At 73.3% G+C, this 17,323-nt stretch carries 14 protein-coding genes; 3 read left to right on the top strand and 11 right to left on the bottom strand.

Annotated features, from left to right (window positions below; genetic code table 11):
• Positions 1-669 precede the first annotated feature (669 nt).
• Positions 670-1,671, top strand: a complete 1,002-nt coding sequence (trpS, locus tag ACZ4VA_RS25090) for a tryptophan--tRNA ligase (protein WP_356173823.1) — start codon at positions 670-672, stop codon at positions 1,669-1,671.
• Between the two features lie 52 nt (positions 1,672-1,723).
• Here trpS and proC read toward each other — a convergent pair whose 3' ends face one another.
• The 6 genes from proC to ACZ4VA_RS25120 form a co-directional block, all read right to left on the bottom strand.
• Positions 1,724-2,533 carry a pyrroline-5-carboxylate reductase gene (proC, locus tag ACZ4VA_RS25095; RefSeq protein WP_356173820.1) on the bottom strand — a complete coding sequence of 270 codons (810 nt, stop codon included), beginning with the start codon at positions 2,531-2,533 and terminating at the stop codon, positions 1,724-1,726.
• Between the two features lie 111 nt (positions 2,534-2,644).
• A complete protein-coding gene (locus ACZ4VA_RS25100) occupies positions 2,645-3,439 on the bottom strand; it encodes an ABC transporter permease (RefSeq protein WP_468082550.1) in 795 nt (264 codons plus the stop codon).
• Positions 3,436-4,341: an ABC transporter ATP-binding protein gene (locus ACZ4VA_RS25105; RefSeq protein ID WP_388904790.1), complete on the bottom strand. Its 906-nt coding sequence runs from the start codon at positions 4,339-4,341 to the stop codon at positions 3,436-3,438. Before ACZ4VA_RS25105 ends, ACZ4VA_RS25100 begins: the two co-directional genes overlap by 4 nt.
• A 306-nt stretch (positions 4,342-4,647) precedes the next feature.
• Positions 4,648-5,472 carry a class I SAM-dependent methyltransferase gene (locus ACZ4VA_RS25110; protein ID WP_389390587.1) on the bottom strand — a complete coding sequence of 275 codons (825 nt, stop codon included), beginning with the start codon at positions 5,470-5,472 and terminating at the stop codon, positions 4,648-4,650.
• Between the two features lie 73 nt (positions 5,473-5,545).
• On the bottom strand, positions 5,546-6,058 hold the full coding sequence (locus tag ACZ4VA_RS25115) for an EamA/RhaT family transporter (RefSeq protein WP_468082551.1): 513 nt from the start codon (positions 6,056-6,058) through the stop codon (positions 5,546-5,548).
• 54 nt (positions 6,059-6,112) lie between these two features.
• Positions 6,113-6,457 (bottom strand): SH3 domain-containing protein, encoded by a 345-nt coding sequence (locus ACZ4VA_RS25120; RefSeq protein ID WP_355787882.1) that lies wholly within the window; start codon positions 6,455-6,457, stop codon positions 6,113-6,115.
• 185 nt (positions 6,458-6,642) lie between these two features.
• Between ACZ4VA_RS25120 and ACZ4VA_RS25125 the strand changes: the two genes are divergently transcribed.
• Positions 6,643-9,033 carry a serine/threonine-protein kinase gene (locus tag ACZ4VA_RS25125; RefSeq protein ID WP_468082552.1) on the top strand — a complete coding sequence of 797 codons (2,391 nt, stop codon included), beginning with the start codon at positions 6,643-6,645 and terminating at the stop codon, positions 9,031-9,033.
• A gap of 242 nt (positions 9,034-9,275) precedes the next feature.
• Here the strand turns inward: ACZ4VA_RS25125 and ilvD are convergent, their stop codons facing one another.
• From ilvD to ACZ4VA_RS25145, 4 genes are all read right to left on the bottom strand, one after another.
• On the bottom strand, positions 9,276-11,129 hold the full coding sequence (gene ilvD, locus ACZ4VA_RS25130; protein ID WP_356173808.1) for a dihydroxy-acid dehydratase: 1,854 nt from the start codon (positions 11,127-11,129) through the stop codon (positions 9,276-9,278).
• Between the two features lie 266 nt (positions 11,130-11,395).
• Positions 11,396-12,016, bottom strand: coding sequence for a TetR/AcrR family transcriptional regulator (locus ACZ4VA_RS25135; RefSeq protein WP_355793992.1), 621 nt, complete (start codon positions 12,014-12,016; stop codon positions 11,396-11,398).
• On the bottom strand, positions 12,013-12,837 hold the full coding sequence (locus ACZ4VA_RS25140) for a sugar phosphate isomerase/epimerase family protein (RefSeq protein WP_355793991.1): 825 nt from the start codon (positions 12,835-12,837) through the stop codon (positions 12,013-12,015). Before ACZ4VA_RS25140 ends, ACZ4VA_RS25135 begins: the two co-directional genes overlap by 4 nt.
• Before the next feature lie 646 nt (positions 12,838-13,483).
• Positions 13,484-14,416, bottom strand: coding sequence for a Ppx/GppA family phosphatase (locus ACZ4VA_RS25145; RefSeq protein WP_355782438.1), 933 nt, complete (start codon positions 14,414-14,416; stop codon positions 13,484-13,486).
• A gap of 71 nt (positions 14,417-14,487) precedes the next feature.
• Between ACZ4VA_RS25145 and ACZ4VA_RS25150 the strand changes: the two genes are divergently transcribed.
• A complete protein-coding gene (locus tag ACZ4VA_RS25150; RefSeq protein WP_355782435.1) occupies positions 14,488-15,327 on the top strand; it encodes a DUF3109 family protein in 840 nt (279 codons plus the stop codon).
• Between the two features lie 9 nt (positions 15,328-15,336).
• On the opposite strand, the gene ACZ4VA_RS25155 is transcribed toward ACZ4VA_RS25150, so the two are convergent.
• Positions 15,337-17,091, bottom strand: coding sequence for a BACON domain-containing protein (locus tag ACZ4VA_RS25155; RefSeq protein ID WP_468082553.1), 1,755 nt, complete (start codon positions 17,089-17,091; stop codon positions 15,337-15,339).
• Between the last annotated feature and the right edge of the window lie 232 nt (positions 17,092-17,323).

The raw sequence follows: 17,323 nt of genomic DNA on the forward strand, positions 1-17,323 counted from the left end.
TGATTTTTGGCACGCTGTTGAGTTCTCAAGGAACGGACGCTTCCTTTGTACTCACCCTCTCGGGCTTTCCTCCGGGCGCTTCCCTTCGGTCTTGCATTTCCGACTCTATCAGACCGTTTCCAGTTCCGATTTCCTCGGTGCTTTCCAGATTTTCGCTTTCGCGTTTTCCTTTCCGGCGGTTCCGACTCTATCAGATCCTTTCGGGCCTGATTCCCAGTCAGGGGGCTTGTCCTCACGGCTTTCGGGCCGTTCCGACGAGTGAGACTTTAGCGGAATCTCGGCTCCCGAGCTAATCGGGCCGGCGTCCTTTCGAACGCGGATTCCTCATTTCGCAAACGCGCATGGAAACAACGCGACGACTGAACGTCGTTCGTTGAGTGCTTGCTGCGGAATGGCTGTCCGGGGACCGACCGGAGTCGGCGCTCACGTCGGACAGCCCGGAGAACATTACGTAGGGGGTGGAGGCGTGTCAACTCCGCTCCTCAGGGCGGCTCGCAGGCGTACGCTCGACCCATGACTACGCATGCGTGCACCCAGCAGTGGTGGGCCGCCTGAGGGCGGCCGTGCTCACGTATGCACCCAACGGCCGCCGCCTCGGCGGCCGTTTTTGTGTCTCCCTCCGGGAGGACCGGCCGGCGGACGCGGCGGTCTCGACCAGGAGGTGGAGAGATGACGCGCATCTTCAGCGGGATCAAGCCGACCGGGCATCTGACGCTGGGGAACTATCTGGGGGCCGTGCGCCGGTGGGCCGAGGTCGACCAGCACCGGGCCGACGCCCTGTTCTGTGTCGTGGACCTGCACGCGCTGACCGTGGACCACGATCCGGCGCGCGTGCGCAGACTCAGCAGGCAGGCGGCCACGCTGCTGCTGGCGTCGGGGCTGGATCCCGAGCTGTGCACCGTGTTCGTACAGAGTCATGTGGACGAGCACACGCGGCTGTCGTACCTGCTGGAGTGCGTCGCGACCGACGGGGAGATGCGACGGATGATCCAGTACAAGGAGAAGGCCGCCCGGGAACGGGCGCGGGGCGGGAGTGTGCGGCTGTCGCTGCTCACGTATCCCGCGCTGATGGCGGCGGACATCCTGGCGTACGGGACGGACGAGGTGCCGGTCGGGGACGACCAGACCCAGCATGTCGAGCTGACGCGTGATCTCGCGGTGCGCTTCAACCAGCGGTACGGGCACACGTTCGTGGTGCCGCGGGCCACGCGCCCCGAGGTCGCGGCGCGGGTCATGAACCTCCAGGAACCGCTGTCGAAGATGGGGAAGAGCGACGACTCCGGGCCCGGGATCGTGTACCTGCTCGACGAGCCCGACACCGTGCGGAAGAAGGTCGCGCGGGCCGTCACGGACAGCGGCCAGGATGTGGCGTACGACCGGGAGAAGCAGCCCGGGATCGCCAACCTGCTGGAGATCCTCGCGAGCTGCACCGGCGGGAGCCCCGAGGCGCTGAGCGGGGAGTACCGGTCGTACGGCGCGCTGAAGAAGGACACCGCCGAGGCGGTGGTCGAGGTGCTGCGGCCCGTGCGGGAGAGGCACCAGGCGCTGTGCGCGGATCCCGCCCACGTGGACGACGTGCTGCGGCGGGGTGCGGAGCGGGCCAGGGAGCTGGCGCGGCCGACGGTGGACGCGGCGTACCGGGCGATCGGGCTGCTGCCTGCGGCCGGGTAGCCGGGGCCGGTGCTGGATCCGGGGCCGGGGGCGTCCCCCGGCCCCGGCGGCGTCAGCTGCTGCCGGAGGCGAGGGCGCGGCTGCGGTCGCGGGCCGCTTCCAGCGCGGCGATGAGGGCCGCGCGCACGCCGTGGTTCTCCAGCTCGCGGATGGCGTTGATCGTGGTGCCCGCGGGGGACGTGACGTTCTCGCGGAGCTTCACGGGGTGCTCGCCGCTGTCGCGGAGCATCACGGCGGCGCCGATCGCGGACTGGACGATCAGGTCGTGGGCCTTGTCGCGGGGCAGGCCGAGCAGGATGCCGGCGTCCGTCATGGCCTCGACCAGGTAGAAGAAGTACGCGGGTCCCGAGCCGGAGAGCGCGGTGCAGGCGTCCTGCTGGGACTCCGGGACGCGGAGCGTCTTGCCCACGGCGCCGAAGATCTCCTCGGCGTGGGCGAGGTGCTCGGCGGTGGCGTGGCTGCCGGCGGAGATGACGGACATCGCCTCGTCGACCAGCGCGGGGGTGTTCGTCATGACGCGGACGACGGGGGTGCCCCGGGTGAGGCGCTCCTCGAAGAACGAGGTGGGGATGCCCGCGGCGCCGCTGATGACGAGGCGGTCGACCGGGACGTGCGGGGCGAGTTCGTCCAGGAGGCTTCCCATGTCCTGCGGCTTGACCGTGAGGATGAGGGTGTCCGCGGTCTTGGCCGCCTCGGCGTTGCCGACCGGGGTGACGCCGTGGCGCTCGTGGAGTTCCCTGGCGCGCTCGGGGCGGCGGGCGGTGACCAGCAGGTCGGCGGGCGCCCAGCCGGCTCGGATCATGCCGCTGAGCAGCGCTTCGCCGATCTTGCCGGTGCCGAGGACTGCGACTTTCTGGCTCATGTGCGGGTGCCCTCCCGAGGGTGCGTCGTCCGGGGTCCATCCTCGCACCCGGGGTGCCGGGAGGGCTTCGCCGTCCGTTGGGCGGGACGCGCGCCGGGGTCGCGGCCCCTGCTACGAGGTTCGCCTGCGGAGGGTGGCGGCGCCGAGGCCCAGGACCAGCAGGGCGCAGCCCGCGACGATCAGGACGTCGCGGACGAAGGTGGCCGTCAGGTCGGTGTGCCTGAGGACCTCGTTCATTCCGTCGACGGCGTAGGACATGGGGAGGACGTCGGAGACGGCTTCCAGGGCGGGGTGCATCTCGGAGCGCGGGGTGAACAGGCCGCAGAGGAGGAGCTGGGGGAAGATCATCGCCGGCATGAACTGGACCGCCTGGAACTCCGAGGCGGCGAAGGCCGAGACGAAGAGGCCGAGGGCCGTGCCGAGGAGCGCGTCGAGCAGGGCGACCAGCAGGAGCAGCCAGGGTGAGCCGGTGACGTCCAGGCCGAGGATCCAGACGGCGAGTCCGGTGGCGAGCGCGGACTGGACGATCGCGACGGCTCCGAAGGCGAGGCCGTAGCCGGCGATGAGGTCGCCCTTGCCGAGGGGCATGGCGAGGAGGCGTTCGAGGGTGCCGGAGGTGCGTTCGCGCAGGGTGGCGATGGAGGTGACGAGGAACATCGTGATCAGCGGGAAGATCCCGAGCAGCGAGGCGCCGATGGAGTCGAAGGTGCGCGGGCTGCCGTCGAACACGTAGCGCAGCAGCAGGAGCATCACGCACGGGACGAGGACCATCAGCGCGATGGTGCGGGGGTCGTGGCGGAGCTGGCGCAGGACGCGGGTCGCGGTCGCGGTGGTGCGGGAGAGGTTCAGGGCGCTCGGGCGGGTCGCCGGACCGGTGCCGGGGCGGGTGTCGGTCGTCGTGCTCATCGGGCGGTCTCCTTGCGGGGCCGGTCGCCGTTCCGGGCCTGGGTGGCGGGAACGGGTGTCGAGGACTTCTTACCGGCGGCGACCGCCTCGTCGACCAGGTGGAGGAAGGCGGCCTCGACGGTGTCGGAGCCGGTGCGCTCGCGCAGGGCGTCGGGGGTCTCTCCGCCGTCCTCCGGCCGGGAGGTGCCCCCGCCGAGGATCTCGCCCTCGCGCATCAGGAGCAGCCGGTGGCAGCGCTCGGCCTCGTCCATGACGTGCGAGGAGACGAGGAGGGTGGCGCCGCGGTCGGCGGCGATGGAGTGGAACAGGTTCCACAGGTCGCGGCGCAGCACGGGGTCGAGGCCGACGGTCGGTTCGTCGAGGACGAGGAGTTCGGGGGTGCCGAGGAGGGCGACGGCGAGGGAGACCCGGCTGCGCTGGCCGCCGGACAGGTTGCCGGCCAGGGAGTCGGCGTGCGAGGTGAGGTCCACCTCGGCGACGGCCTGGCTGACGCGCTCGTGGCGGCGGTCGGCGGCGGCCCGGCCCGGGTCGAGGATCGCGGCGAAGTAGTCGAGGTTCTGCCGGACCGACAGGTCGTCGTAGACCGAGGGGGCCTGGGTGACGTAGCCGATCCGGGAGCGGAGGGTGGCGTCGCCCGCGGGGCGACCCAGGACCTCAAGGGTGCCGGACACCTTGGCCTGGGTGCCTACGACCGCGCGCATCAGGGTCGACTTGCCGCAGCCGGAGGGGCCGAGCAACCCGGTGATCTGGCCGCGCGGGACGGCGAAGTCGAGCCCTCGCAGGACCGTGCGGGTGCCGCGTACGACCGTGAGTCCCTCGGCGCGGACGGCGGGGGCGGAGACGTCGTCCGGCGACGGCGTGCCGGGGGTGCCGTCGGGCGGACGGGGGCCGATATTCATCATGTGCTGATTATCGCGCCTCCGGGGGCTCGGGCGTCAAGGCCGGGGACGGGTGTTCGACGGGTGATGCGCTCGGTCACCGGGGGCGGGAGTGCGTCGAGCCCCGGGGTCCGCACGGCGGAGGGCGCGCGGAGACCGGGGCTCGGGAGGGCCGGCGGGCTGGGCGGGGTCAGGGGCGGGAGCGCGTGTGCGGGGTCGAGTCGCCTGGGCGCGCAGGGGCTGCGGGCACGGGCGCGAGTGCGGGACGGGCGGGGCGTACGGGCGTACGGGTCCGCGGTGTCCGGGCTCGCGCCGGAGGTGCGTACGGGGTCAGGGGCGGGTGGCGACGATCAGCATGACGTCGTAGACCTCTTCGACCTGGCCGTGCGGGAAGACCTCCAGGAGGTGGGCGCGCTCCTCGGCGAGGAAGGCCGCGGTGCCCTCTTCGCCGAGGACCAGGAAGAGGGAGTGGCTGCCGATGTTGGCGAGGTGGGTGTCGAGGGGGACGGTGCGGCTCCAGCGGACCCGGCGCTGACCGAAGTCGGGGACGCGCGGCGCGCCGGTGAACGCCAGCTCGGCGCGCGGGCCGCCGCCGCTCTTCTTGCCGATGCCGGCCCCGAAGCGGCGCTCCACCCGGTCCGCCTGGGCGGCGATCCACGGGACGTCCTGCGCGTCCATGTTCCACCACAGCGCGAGGGCGCCGCCGGGGCGCAGTACGCGCATCGCCTCCGGTACCGCCCGGGCCGGGTCGGTCCAGTGCCAGGCCTGCGCGTAGGTGAGGAGGTCGGCGCAGGCGTCGGCGAGCGGGAGCGCGTTGCCGTCGCCGCGTACGAGCGGGACGTCGGGAAGGGTGCGGCGGAATTCGGCCGCCATGCCCGCGCCGGGTTCGACGGCGACCACGTCCGCGCCCCTCTCGCGCAGCAGCGTGGTCGCGATCCCCGTACCCGCTCCGACGTCGACGACCCGGGAGCCGGCGAGGGGGCGGCCCGCCAGGTCCTCCACCGCGTCGAGGAGGGCGGGCGGGTAGGAGGGGCGGCTCGCGGCGTACTGCGCGGCGGCGGCGTTGAAGGAGTGCGCCCGGATGTGGTGCGCAGGGGGGCGGGCCGGGGCTGCGGGGTTCGCGTCGCGGTCCGAGTCGTGTGCGGGGGCGGCCATACGGCCATGGTGACCGGGGTGGGGCGCGAGTGGGAGGTGCTTTGCCGTCCGTCGCGGTGGACGGGCGGGGTGGTCAGCCCGTCCGCTTCTTGGAGGGGTTGCGGGTACGGCGCTTGGAGCGGCGCTCGTACTGGGTGCGGGCCGCCTCGAACTCCTCGCAGTGCAGCCGCTCGCCGGGGGCCTCGGTGAGGGAGCGGAGGAAGTAGGCGAGGAGCGAGCCGATGAAGCCGATCGCGAGAAGCCCGCGCAGCGAGGCCTGCCGGTCGGGGTCGGGGCGCTTGGAGAACGTCTCCAGGGTGTGGCGGAACGCGAGCGCGCTGCACACCGCGAACATCACCACGAGCAGCAGCGTCACCAGCCGGCCGACGTCCGCGATCGCGAGGCCCTGGTAGGCGAAGCGCAGGACGAAGCAGGCGGCGACCGCGGCGGCCAGGGAGCCGGCGGCCACGCCGGCCCGGCGGGCCGCGCCGGCGGCCACGCCGGCCCGGCGGGCCGCGTAGCCGCCGTCGTGCTCCACCCACGTCGTCCCGAAGAAACGGATGGGCTCGGGCTGGGGGCCCGCGGGGGTACCGGTCTCGTCACTCACGCGACGATTATCGCCCCGGCGACCCGGTACCCCGCGAACCCCGCCCACCGGTGCTCAGCCGCAGCGCGGGGCGACGTACCCGTCGCTGCCGGTCCTCACGTACGCGTCCGAGACGTACTCGCCGCTCGCGATGTTGTCCCAGATGTTCGTCGTGCCGTACGGGCCGCTGATCGTCTCGCCCGGACGCTGGCAGAAGATCGCCACCCGGGAGCCCTCGGGCAGGACCCGGACGATGCGGTACGAGGTGCCGGGGCCGCTGCGGACGTTCACCGTGGTCCCAGGTGCGATCGGGTAGTACGTGAGCGCCGCCGCCATCGTGCTCGCGGCCGCCGTGGTGTTCGCGGCCGCCGTCGTGGACGCGCTCTCCTCTTCGGTGCTCTCGATGCGGTCAACAGCCATGAAGGCCTCCCCCGTTGAATCTGACATGGGACGTCGCACGCGCCTCACGGACGCCGTCGACATCACGCCAGGCACAGATGTTCACCTGTCGCACGCGGAGGCTAGCAAGCCGCCTCTGTATCGCACGAAGCATCGACTAGGCTCCGTGCGTCGCGCGCGCGGACGAACAGCACGGGGGTGGGTCCATGGCGCCACAGCGGAACACCGGAGCGGATGCGGAAGCGGAACTTCCCGAGTACGCCGGTCAGTACCACCTGGAAGAACGCCTCGGGTCGGGCGGTATGGGCGTCGTGCACCTGGCGCGCAGTGAGTCGGGGCTGCGGCTCGCGGTGAAGGTCGTGCACGCCGAGTTCGCCAGGGACCCCGAGTTCAGGGGCCGGTTCCGGCAGGAGATCGCCGCCGCGCGCCGGGTGAGCGGCGCGTTCACCGCGCCCGTCGTCGACGCGGACGCCGACGGCGGGCGCCCGTGGATGGCCACCCTCTTCATCCCCGGGCCGACCCTCGCCGAGCACGTGAAGCGGAACGGGCCCATGCCCACCGGGCAGTTGCGCCGCCTGATGGCCGGACTCGCCGAGGCCCTGCGGGACATCCACCGGGTGGGCGTCGTGCACCGCGACCTCAAACCGAGCAACGTCCTGCTCGCCGACGACGGCCCCAAGGTCATCGACTTCGGCATCTCCCGGCCATCGGACAGCGAACTGCGCACCGAGACCGGCAAGTTGATCGGCACCCCGCCCTTCATGGCGCCCGAGCAGTTCCGGCGCCCGCGGGAGGTGGGACCGGCGGCGGACATCTTCGCCCTCGGGTCGGTGATGGTGCACGCGGCGACCGGCCGCGGCCCCTTCGACTCGGACAGCCCGTACGTCGTCGCGTACCAGGTCGTGCACGACGAGCCCGACCTGACCGGAGTGCCGGAGAACCTCGCGCCGTTCGTCGCGCGCTGCCTGGCCAAGGAGCCGGAGGACCGGCCCACCCCCGACGAACTCATGCGGGAACTGCGCTCGGTGGCCGCCTCGTACGACACCCAGGCGTTCATACCGGCCCAGCGCGCGATGCCGTCGAGCCCGACGGGCGCGGACGGTCCGGCGGACGGCTCGCGGGAGGCCGGCACCGGCGACACCGACGCCGACGCCGACGCCGACGACTGGCGATTCGGTGCGGGGGCGTTCGGCGCTGAGGGCTCCGGGGCGGGGAGGCTCGGTGAGCTGGGTTCGCGTGCGGACGGCGGAGGTGCGGGCAGCGGCGGTCCGGGGAGTGGCGGCCCGCCTCGGCGGGGTGAGCCGCGGGCCGGCCTGGCGCGTGGACTCGCGGGGCGGCGGAGACTGCTCCTCGTCGCCGGGGCCGTCGCCCTGGCCGTGGCCGGTGGCCTGGTCTCGCACCAGCTGTTCGTCGAGGACGGCGGTGCTCCGTCCGACGGCCGGCCCCAGTCCGCGTCGACGGTCGTCGAGGCCTGGGACAGCAGGCCCGCGGCCGACCCGTCCGGCAGCGGCGGAACCGATCCGTCCGGCGCCGACGGGCCCGACGGCTCCCGTGCGGCCCCCGTCTCCGGTGAGCCCTTCGGGACGCCTCAGTGCGCCTACGCCTCCAAGCAACTGTTCTGCGCCCAGCCGGGGTTGGTCTCCGCGCTCGACCCGGCCGACGGCCGGGTGATGTGGCAGCACCCCTCCGAGGAGCGCGACGGCACCTCCGGCGAGCCGGGAGGCCCCGTGCCGCCGCCGGCCGTGTCGGGCGGGCTGGTGCACTCCGTGACGCACGAGGGTCGGCGGCTGGAGGCGCTCGACCCCGCCACGGGCAGGACGCGCTGGAAGCTGGACCTCTCGGCGTACAACGGGGTGGGGCACGCGGGCGGCACCGTCCTGCTCACCGGCGCCGACGGGACGCTCACCGGGCTCGACGGCGCCTCGGGAGAGAAGCGCTGGAGCCACCGGCTGCCCGGGCACCTCTCGCCGTCCGTCGTCTCCTTCCCCGGCAACGGGCCCGCGTACGCCACGAGCCTGGCGGCCGACGGATCGCGTACGCACGTCACCGCGGTGGACCCGGCGACCGGCGAGGTGCGCTGGGACACCCGGCTGGACGGCCAGCTGACGCCGGTCGGCACGCGGCGGGGCGCGCTCGTCCTGACCGCCGCCGACCTGAACGGCGAGACGAACGCCGTCGTCAGGTACGACCCCCGCACCGACGCCTCGCGCCGGGTCCCCCTCGCCGTGGCGCTCCCGCAGGCCCAGGCCGCCGTGCGCGGCGACACCGGTTACCTGCTGGCCACCGGCGGTGGCATGGTCGCCGTCGACCTGGACACGCTGAAGCAGCGGTGGCGGCTGGAGACGTCCGTGAGCCGGGGCTCCATGCCGGTCGCCGACGCCCAGCACGTGTACTTCACCTCAGCGGACGGGCGGCTGCTCGCCGTGGACGCCCGCGTGGGCCGGCTCGTCGGACAGACCTCGATCCGGCTCGGCGCCCACTCCGACCGGGTCGTCGCCCAGCTCCCGGCGCCCTCCGTGGGCGGCGGCCGCGTCTTCGCCGGCGCACCGGACGGGACCGTGTTCGCCGTGCCGGGAGGCGATCCGGCGGGGTGGTGAGGGGCGCCTCCGCGGGCGTTTCGGAGGCGCGTTCCAGGGACGTTCGGGGGCGCGCTTCGGGGGCTTTGCGCCTCCGTGGTGCGGTGCGGTGGCTCGTAAGCAGGGTGCGTTGCGGCTGGGGGCGGCTCCGGGCCGACGGCTGGGAAGGCGGCGGGCACCGAGATACGTGAAGGGGGCCGCTCCCCCGAGGAGCGGCCCCCTTCACGTGGACCTTGTGGCGGGCGTGGCCCGGATCCGGGGCGTCAGCCGAGCTTCGACACGTCCCGGACGGCGCCCTTGTCCGCGCTCGTGGCCATCGCCGCGTAGGCGCGCAGCGCGGCGGAGACCTTGCGCTCACGGCCGACGGGCGCGTACACGCCGTTCAGCGCCTCGCGGCGGGCCGCCAGGTCGGCGTCGGAGACGAGCAGCTCGATCGAGCGGTTCGGGATGTCGATCCGGATGCGGTCCCCGTCCTCGACGAGGGCGATGGTGCCGCCGGACGCCGCCTCGGGCGAGGCGTGCCCGATCGACAGGCCCGACGTGCCGCCGGAGAAACGGCCGTCCGTGATCAGCGCGCAGGTCTTGCCCAGTCCCCGGCCCTTGAGGAAGGACGTCGGGTAGAGCATCTCCTGCATGCCGGGACCGCCCTTGGGGCCCTCGTAGCGGATGACCACCACGTCGCCGTGCGTGATCTGCTTGTTCAGGATCTTCTCGACGGCCTGCTCCTGCGACTCGCAGACGACCGCCGGGCCCTCGAACGTCCAGATCGACTCGTCGACGCCCGCCGTCTTCACGACGCAGCCGTCCACGGCCAGGTTCCCCTTCAGGACCGCCAGACCGCCGTCCTTGGAGTACGCGTGCTCCGCCGAGCGGATGCAGCCGTTCTCCGCGTCCTCGTCCAGGGCCTCCCAGCGCTCCGACTGGGAGAAGGCCTCGGCGGAGCGGACGCAGCCGGGGGCCGCGTGCCACAGCTCGACGGCCTTCGGCGACGGGGAGCCGCCGCGCACGTCCCACGTCTTCAGCCAGTCCGACAGCGACGGGCTGTGCACCGAGTGCACGTCCTCGTTCAGGAGGCCGGCCCGGTGCAGCTCGCCCAGCAGGGCCGGGATGCCGCCCGCGCGGTGGACGTCCTCCATGTAGTACGTACGGTCCTTGGCGACGTTCGGCGCGACCTTGGCGAGGCAGGGCACGCGGCGCGAGACCTCGTTGATCTCCTCCAGGCCGAAGGGGACGCCCGCCTCCTGGGCCGCGGCCAGCAGGTGCAGGATCGTGTTCGTCGAGCCGCCCATGGCGATGTCCAGCGCCATCGCGTTCTCGAAGGCCGCGAGGGTGGCGACGTTGCGCGGCAGGACCGACTCGTCGTCCTGCTCGTAGTAGCGGCGGGTCACGTCCATGACCGTGCGCGCGGCGTCCTCGTACAGGCCCTTGCGGGCGGTGTGCGTGGCCAGCACCGAGCCGTTGCCCGGCAGGGACAGGCCGATGGCCTCCGTGAGGCAGTTCATCGAGTTGGCGGTGAACATGCCGGAACAGGAGCCGCAGGTCGGGCAGGCGTTCTCCTCGATACGGAGGATGTCCTCGTCCGAGATCTTGTCGTTCACCGCGTCCGAGATCGCGTCGACGAGGTCCAGCGTGCGGACGGTGCCGTCGACCAGGGTCGCGCGGCCGGACTCCATCGGGCCGCCGGAGACGAAGACCGTCGGGATGTTCAGCCGCAGGGCGGCCATCAGCATGCCGGGGGTGATCTTGTCGCAGTTCGAGATGCAGATCAGGGCGTCCGCGCAGTGCGCCTCGACCATGTACTCGACGCTGTCCGCGATCAGGTCGCGGGACGGCAGCGAGTACAGCATGCCGCCGTGGCCCATCGCGATGCCGTCGTCCACCGCGATGGTGTTGAACTCCCGGGGGATGCCGCCCGCGGCCGTGATGGCCTCGCTGACGATCCGGCCGACCGGCTGGAGGTGCGTGTGGCCCGGCACGAACTCCGTGAACGAGTTGGCGACCGCGATGATCGGCTTCCGTCCGATGTCCGCGCCCGGTACACCGGAGGCGCGCATAAGGGCGCGTGCGCCCGCCATGTTGCGGCCGTGGGTGACTGTGCGGGACCTCAGCTCGGGCATCGTCGCTCGCTCCTTCGGAGAGTAATGACTGCCGTCGAGCCTACGCCCGTGCTCCAGGATCCGGACGGGGTGTCCGGAATGCGGGATGGGTGTCTCGGCGGGCGGTTATGGGTGGCGGGTGGGGTTCGGGGGGTGGGGCTAGGGCGGGGGTGCTCTGGTGGTGTGGGGACGGGGCTCGGGGGTGTGGGGCTCGGGGTGTGAGGCTCGGGGTGTGAGGCTCGGGAGGTGCGGGGGTGGGTGGGGCGCGGTGTGGGGTGCGAACCTGGTCAGGGGCTCGTGAGGTGGCTCTGGACCACCGGGGCGATCCTCGCGATGACCTGTTCCGGGTCCGCCGACGCCAGCGGCTCCACCTTGATCACGTACCGCAGCATCGCGACCCCTACCAGCTGCGCCGCCGCCAGTTCCGCCCGCAGCTCCGGGTCCGGGACCTCCAGCTGCCGGGCGATGCGGCGCAGCAGCTGGGTGGCGATCAGGCGCCGGAAGACCGCCGCCGCGGACTCGTTGTTCACCGCCGAACGGACGATCGCCAGCAGTGGCGTACGCGTCGCCGGGTTCTCCCAGACACCGAAGACGAAGCGGGTCAGGCGCTCGCCCACGCCCTCCAGCGGGCCCTCCTCGACGGTGCTCGGTGCCTCCAGGGCGGGCGCGAAGGCGACCGCCACGGCCGCCTCGAAGACCTGCTCCTTGGTGCCGAAGTAGTGGTGCACCAGCGCCGGGTCGACGCCGGCCGTCTTGGCGATGCCCCGTACCGACGTCTTCTCGTAGCCCCGCTCGGAGAACTCCTCCCTCGCCGCCGCGAGGATGACCTCCCTCGTGGCCGGGGACGCCGCCGTCTCCGTACGGGAGGGGCGTCCGCGGCGGCGGGGGGCCGGGGTCGCCGCGCTCACGACCGGGGGACCCGGACCGCGGAGGCCAGGTGGAGGCGGGTGAACGCGAGGGCCTCGGCGAGGTCGGCCTCGCGCTCCGCGCTGGACATCGCGCGGCGGGTGTTGACCTCGATGACGACGTGGCCGTCGAAGCCGGTGGTCGCGAGGCGCTCCAGCACCTCGGCGCAGGGCTGGGTCCCGCGGCCCGGGACCAGGTGCTCGTCCTTGTTGGAGCCGTTGCCGTCGGCGAGGTGCACGTGGCCGAGGCGGTCGCCCATGCGGTCGATCATCTGTACGGCGTCCGTGCGGGCCGTGGCGGTGTGGCTGAGGTCGATGGTGAAGTGACGGTAGTCCTCCTTCGTCACGTCCCAGTCGGGTGCGTACGCCAGCATCTCGCGGTCGCGGTAGCGCCAGGGGTACATGTTCTCGACCGCGAAGCGGACGTCCGTCTCGTTCGCCATGCGCCAGATGCCGTCGACGAAGTCCTTCGCGTACTGGCGCTGCCAGCGGAAGGGCGGGTGCACGACCACGGTGCCGGCGCCGAGCTTCTCCGCGGCCGCCTGGGCGCGCTGGAGCTTGGTCCACGGGTCGGTGGACCAGACGCGCTGCGTGATCAGCAGGCAGGGGGCGTGGACGGCGAGGATCGGGATGCGGTGGTAGTCGCTGAGTCTGCGCAGGGATTCGATGTCCTGGCTGACCGGGTCCGTCCAGACCATGACTTCGACGCCGTCGTAGCCGAGGCGCGCGGCGATCTCGAAGGCCGTCGCCGTGGACTCCGGATACACGGAGGCCGTGGACAGCGCGACCTTCGCATCCGGGATGCGCACCACTGGTTCTGCCACGAGGGACAGGGTACGGGGCGCGAGCGGCCCGGGTGGGGGGCGGGGGCGGAGTCCGGCCGGTGCCGTTCTGTGGGCGTCGGTCGCCTTCGGTCCGGTGGGTGGGTCGGGGCCGTGCCGGTACATCCGGCCGTCGGTAGTTGATGTCGGCGTCCGTCACCAGCGTTCCTCGGTCGGGTACGTCCCCGTCTCGACGGCCATTTGATGTACCGGCACGGCCCCTTCGGTGCGATCGCGACTGCGGGCCGTGGGGGGCCGAGCCGCGGGGGCGCGGGCCCGGGGGCTCCGGTGCGGGCCGGTGGGCGGCGCCACCTGGCGGACGGGCGTGCGGCGAGGGGTGGCGCCCACCCACCCGGCTGGCGCCGGCGGGCCGCCCGCCCCAGCTGCGGGCAATGGTGCCGCTGGGGCGATGGGGGCCCCCGCTCGAGCGGAGCCGAGAGTGGGGGAGGGTGGGCGCAGGCGGCTCCCTGTTGGCGCCGGGCTCGCCGTCCCACCTTGGCCTCGGTCGCAGCGCCGGTGCTGGATGTACGGGGGGACAGGGGGCCCACCCAGGCGGCACACCGTTTCGGTGCCCCTCGACGCCGGGGCAGGTGACGAGGGTTCGTGGGCTGCGGCCGGGTGGGGAGGTGACGTTGGTCACCTTGGGGGGTTACGTGGGGGGCATGTGGTCGAGGTGGCGGAGGATCACGCCCTCTCGTAGCGCCCACGGGCAGATGTCGACCGTCTCCACACCGAACAGATCCATCGCCGCCTCGGCCACCAACGCCCCCGCGACGAGCTGCCCGGCGCGTCCCTCGGACACACCCGGGAGCTCGGCACGCTCGGCCGTGGTCATCCCGGCGAGGCGGGGCACCCACCCCTCCAGCGACTCCCGCTTCAGCTCGCGCTGGACGTACAGCCCCTCGGCGGAGCGGGCGGCGCCGGCCAGGCGGGCCAGCTGCTTGAAGGTCTTGGACGTGGCGACCACGTGGTCCGGCGCCCCGAGCCGGGTGAACTCACCGACCGTACGGGCGATCTGCGCCCGCACATGCCGGCGCAGCGACTTCACGGCGGCCGGGTCCGGCGGGTCCCCGGGCAGCCACCCGGCGGTCAGCCGCCCCGCCCCCAGCGGCAGCGACACCGCGGTGTCCGGCTCCTCGTCCATCCCGTAGGCGATCTCCAGGGACCCGCCCCCGATGTCCAGGACGAGCAGTTTCCCCGCCGACCAGCCGAACCAGCGGCGGGCGGCGAGAAAGGTGAGCCGGGCCTCCTCGGCGCCGGTGAGGACCTGGAGCTCGACGCCGGTCTCGGTGTGCACGCGCGTCAGGACGTCGTCCGCGTTGCTCGCCTCGCGCACCGCCGAGGTCGCGAACGGCAGCAGGTCCTCGACGCCCTTGTCCTCGGCGGCCTGCATGGCCTCCTTGACGACGGATATCAGCCGGTCGACCCCCTCCGGGCCGATCGCACCGTCCGCGTCGAGGAGTTGCGCGAGCCGCAGCTCCACCTTGTGCGAGTGCGCGGGCAGCGGGCGCGCGCCGGGGTGAGCGTCCACCACCAGCAGATGCACCGTGTTCGAACCCACGTCGAGGACACCGAGTCTCATGTACGGAACGCTACTGCCCGCCGCACGGGTGGCAGTCCCCGGAGCGGCTTCCGGCGACTTACCCTGGACGGGTGCCAAAGACGAAAAAGGCGAAGCCCGACAAATCCGCCAAGGAGCCTTCGCAGGCGAAGGCGCCCAAGTCCCGGAAGTCCCCGAAGAAGGCGGACGAACAGGGGCTCGACTTCGCCCGTGCCTGGGTGGAATTCCCGGATCCGGCCGACGACGAGCAGGTGTTCCGCTGTGACCTGACATGGCTGACCTCCCGCTGGAACTGCATCTTCGGGAGCGGCTGCCAGGGCATCCAGGCGGGCCGCGCGGACGACGGGTGCTGCACGCTGGGCGCGCACTTCTCCGACGAGGACGACGAGAAGCGCGTCGCGGGGTACGTGGCACGCCTCACGCCGGACATCTGGCAGCACCACGACATCGGCACCACGAGCGGCTGGGTGTCCGAGGACGAGGACGGCGAGCGCCAGACCCGGCCGTACAACGGCTCGTGCATCTTCCAGAACCGGCCCGGCTTCGAGGGTGGCATGGGCTGCTCGCTGCACATCCTGGCGCTCAAGGAGGGGCGCGAGCCGCTGGAGACCAAGCCGGACGTCTGCTGGCAGCTCCCGGTGCGCCGGACGTACGAGTGGATCGACCGGCCCGACGACACGCGTGTGCTCCAGGTCTCCATCGGTGAGTACGACCGGCGCGGCTGGGGTCCGGGCGGCCACGACCTGCACTGGTGGTGCACCTCGGCGACCTCCGCGCACGGCGCCGGCGACCCCGTCTACGTCTCGTACCGCCCGGAGCTCGTCGAGCTGATGGGCAAGGCCGGGTACGACCGGCTGGTCGAGCTCTGCGAGCAGCGCCTGGCCTCCCAGCTCCCCCTGATCGCTCCGCACCCCGCGGACCCCGTGGGCTGAGTCCCGCCCCTACGAGGACGGGCTCGGCTCGCCGCTCGACGGCGACGGGTCCGGGCTCGCCGAGCCGCTGGGCGTCGGCGTCGGGTCGCTCGGGCTCGGGTTCCCCGGTGTCGGATGCGGGTCCGAGGGCGTCGGGTCGCTCGGCCGGGGACCCGGGGCGGACGGCGTCGGGTGGCTCGGGCGCGGATCGGGGTCGGACGGGCCGGCGTCGCCGTACCCGGAGATCGTGACCACCGCTCCCGCCGGGGCGATCGCCACCCGGGCGGTCCAGGCGCCGACGGGCTCGCGCAGATGGTCGACGTACACCCGGACCGTCAGCGACTCGCCCGGCCTGAGCGTCCCGGAGGACTGGCTCAGGTAGAGCCAGGGGGCCGCGGTGGACGCCGACCAGCGCACCGGTGAACTCCCGGACGCGGTCAGCGTGATGAGCGTCGTGTCGCCGGTGTTCCCGGCCGTCACCGCGAGCTGCCCCGCGCCCTTCTTCCCGCCGGTCTTGGCGCTGACGACCTCCACGGACACGTCGGACGAGCCGTCGCCGTCGCCGAACCGGCCGTCGGGCCTGGTGCTGGCGTTGCCCGCGTTCTCGTAGCCGGTCTCGTCGCTCCCGAGTCCGTCGGGGCCGTGCACCTCGCTCGCCGTGACCGGGCGGCCGTCCGCGCCCTCCCCGGTGAGCGGCGCGCCCCGGTACGCCGCCCAGAGCGCGAGGACGGGCGCGGCGACGACCGTGGCGACCACCGTCGTCGTCACGGCGCGCGCCCGGAGCCGGTCCCTGCGCGCGGCGTGGTCCTTGGGGTCCATCGGGAAGCCGCGGCGGTCGAAGCGCGGGCCGTGGCTCCGCGCGCGCGGCACGTGCGCCATCGCCAGGTGCAGGCTCGCGCGCGGGGCCTCCAGGACGGGGAGCGCGGCGGGGGTGACGCTGGTCCCGGGCCAGGCGCCGGGGACCGCGCGCTCGGCGGTACGGCGGCAGCGCGGGCAGTCGTCGACGTGCCGGACGAGTTCGCGGCGCAGGGTGGCGCTCAGGACGAGCTGGTTGTCGCCGGTGAGGCGGGCCACGCTCGGGCAGGCCCCGGTCTCCACGACGGCCAGCGCGGCGCGGGTGCGCTCCACCTCGCAGGCCGCGGCGGCGAGCAGTTCCCGCGCCGCGGCCAGGTCCATGCCGAGCACCGCGGCGACCTCGTGGGCGGCGAGCTGGTGCCGGACGGCCAGTTCGAGCGCCTCCCGCTGCTCCGGGGTGGTCCCGGCGGCCTCCGGCCAGGCCAGCAGGGCCAGTTCGCGGCGGCGCTGCCGCTGGACCTCCTCGGAGACGGCGGAGGCGCTCACCGCCTCGGCCGCGCGCCGGTCGGCGGCCTCCTTGTGACCGCCCCGCGGACCTCCCTGCGGGCCGCCTTCCCTCGGCGCGCGCCGGCCCGCGGCGTGGGCCGCCTGCCGTCGGCGCCGGGTCTCGGCGAGCTTGCGCAGACAGGCCCAGCGCGCGAGCGCGTACAGCCAGGCCCTGCGGTCGTCCGCGGAGTCCGGCCCCCGCGCGCCCCGGCGCTCGGCCAGCACCAGGACGTCGCCCAGCGCCGCGGTCGCCGCGTCGTGGTCGCAGAGCACGGACAGGCAGTACGTGAACAGGCCGTCCAGATACGGCTCGTAGCGCGCGGGAGGACGGTGCGTCAGGGTGCGGCTCGACGCGGCGCGGGACACGGCCCCCCGCTTGCGCGCGTCTGGGTGCGCCCGGTGTGCGCCGGTGGTGTGCGTGGAGGTCTCCGGACTGCTGCTCATCACCCTCGCGACCGTAGGCGCCGAGTGGTGGCCCCTTCCTCCCCCTTGAGCACATTTAATCCGTACGGGTGAAACGATCCCTCATAAGGGGACAGCAGGCCCGTATCCCATGGCCCACACCCTCACGGGCGGCGATCAAGGGGCACCCGCGCGGGCCGCGGCGCACGAGCGTCGCGCCGTACGAACACGCCCTCGACGGCGTTCCCGGCGGCACCCCGTCCACACCCGCCCC

The organism is Streptomyces sp. NPDC028308 (genome assembly GCF_055565855.1).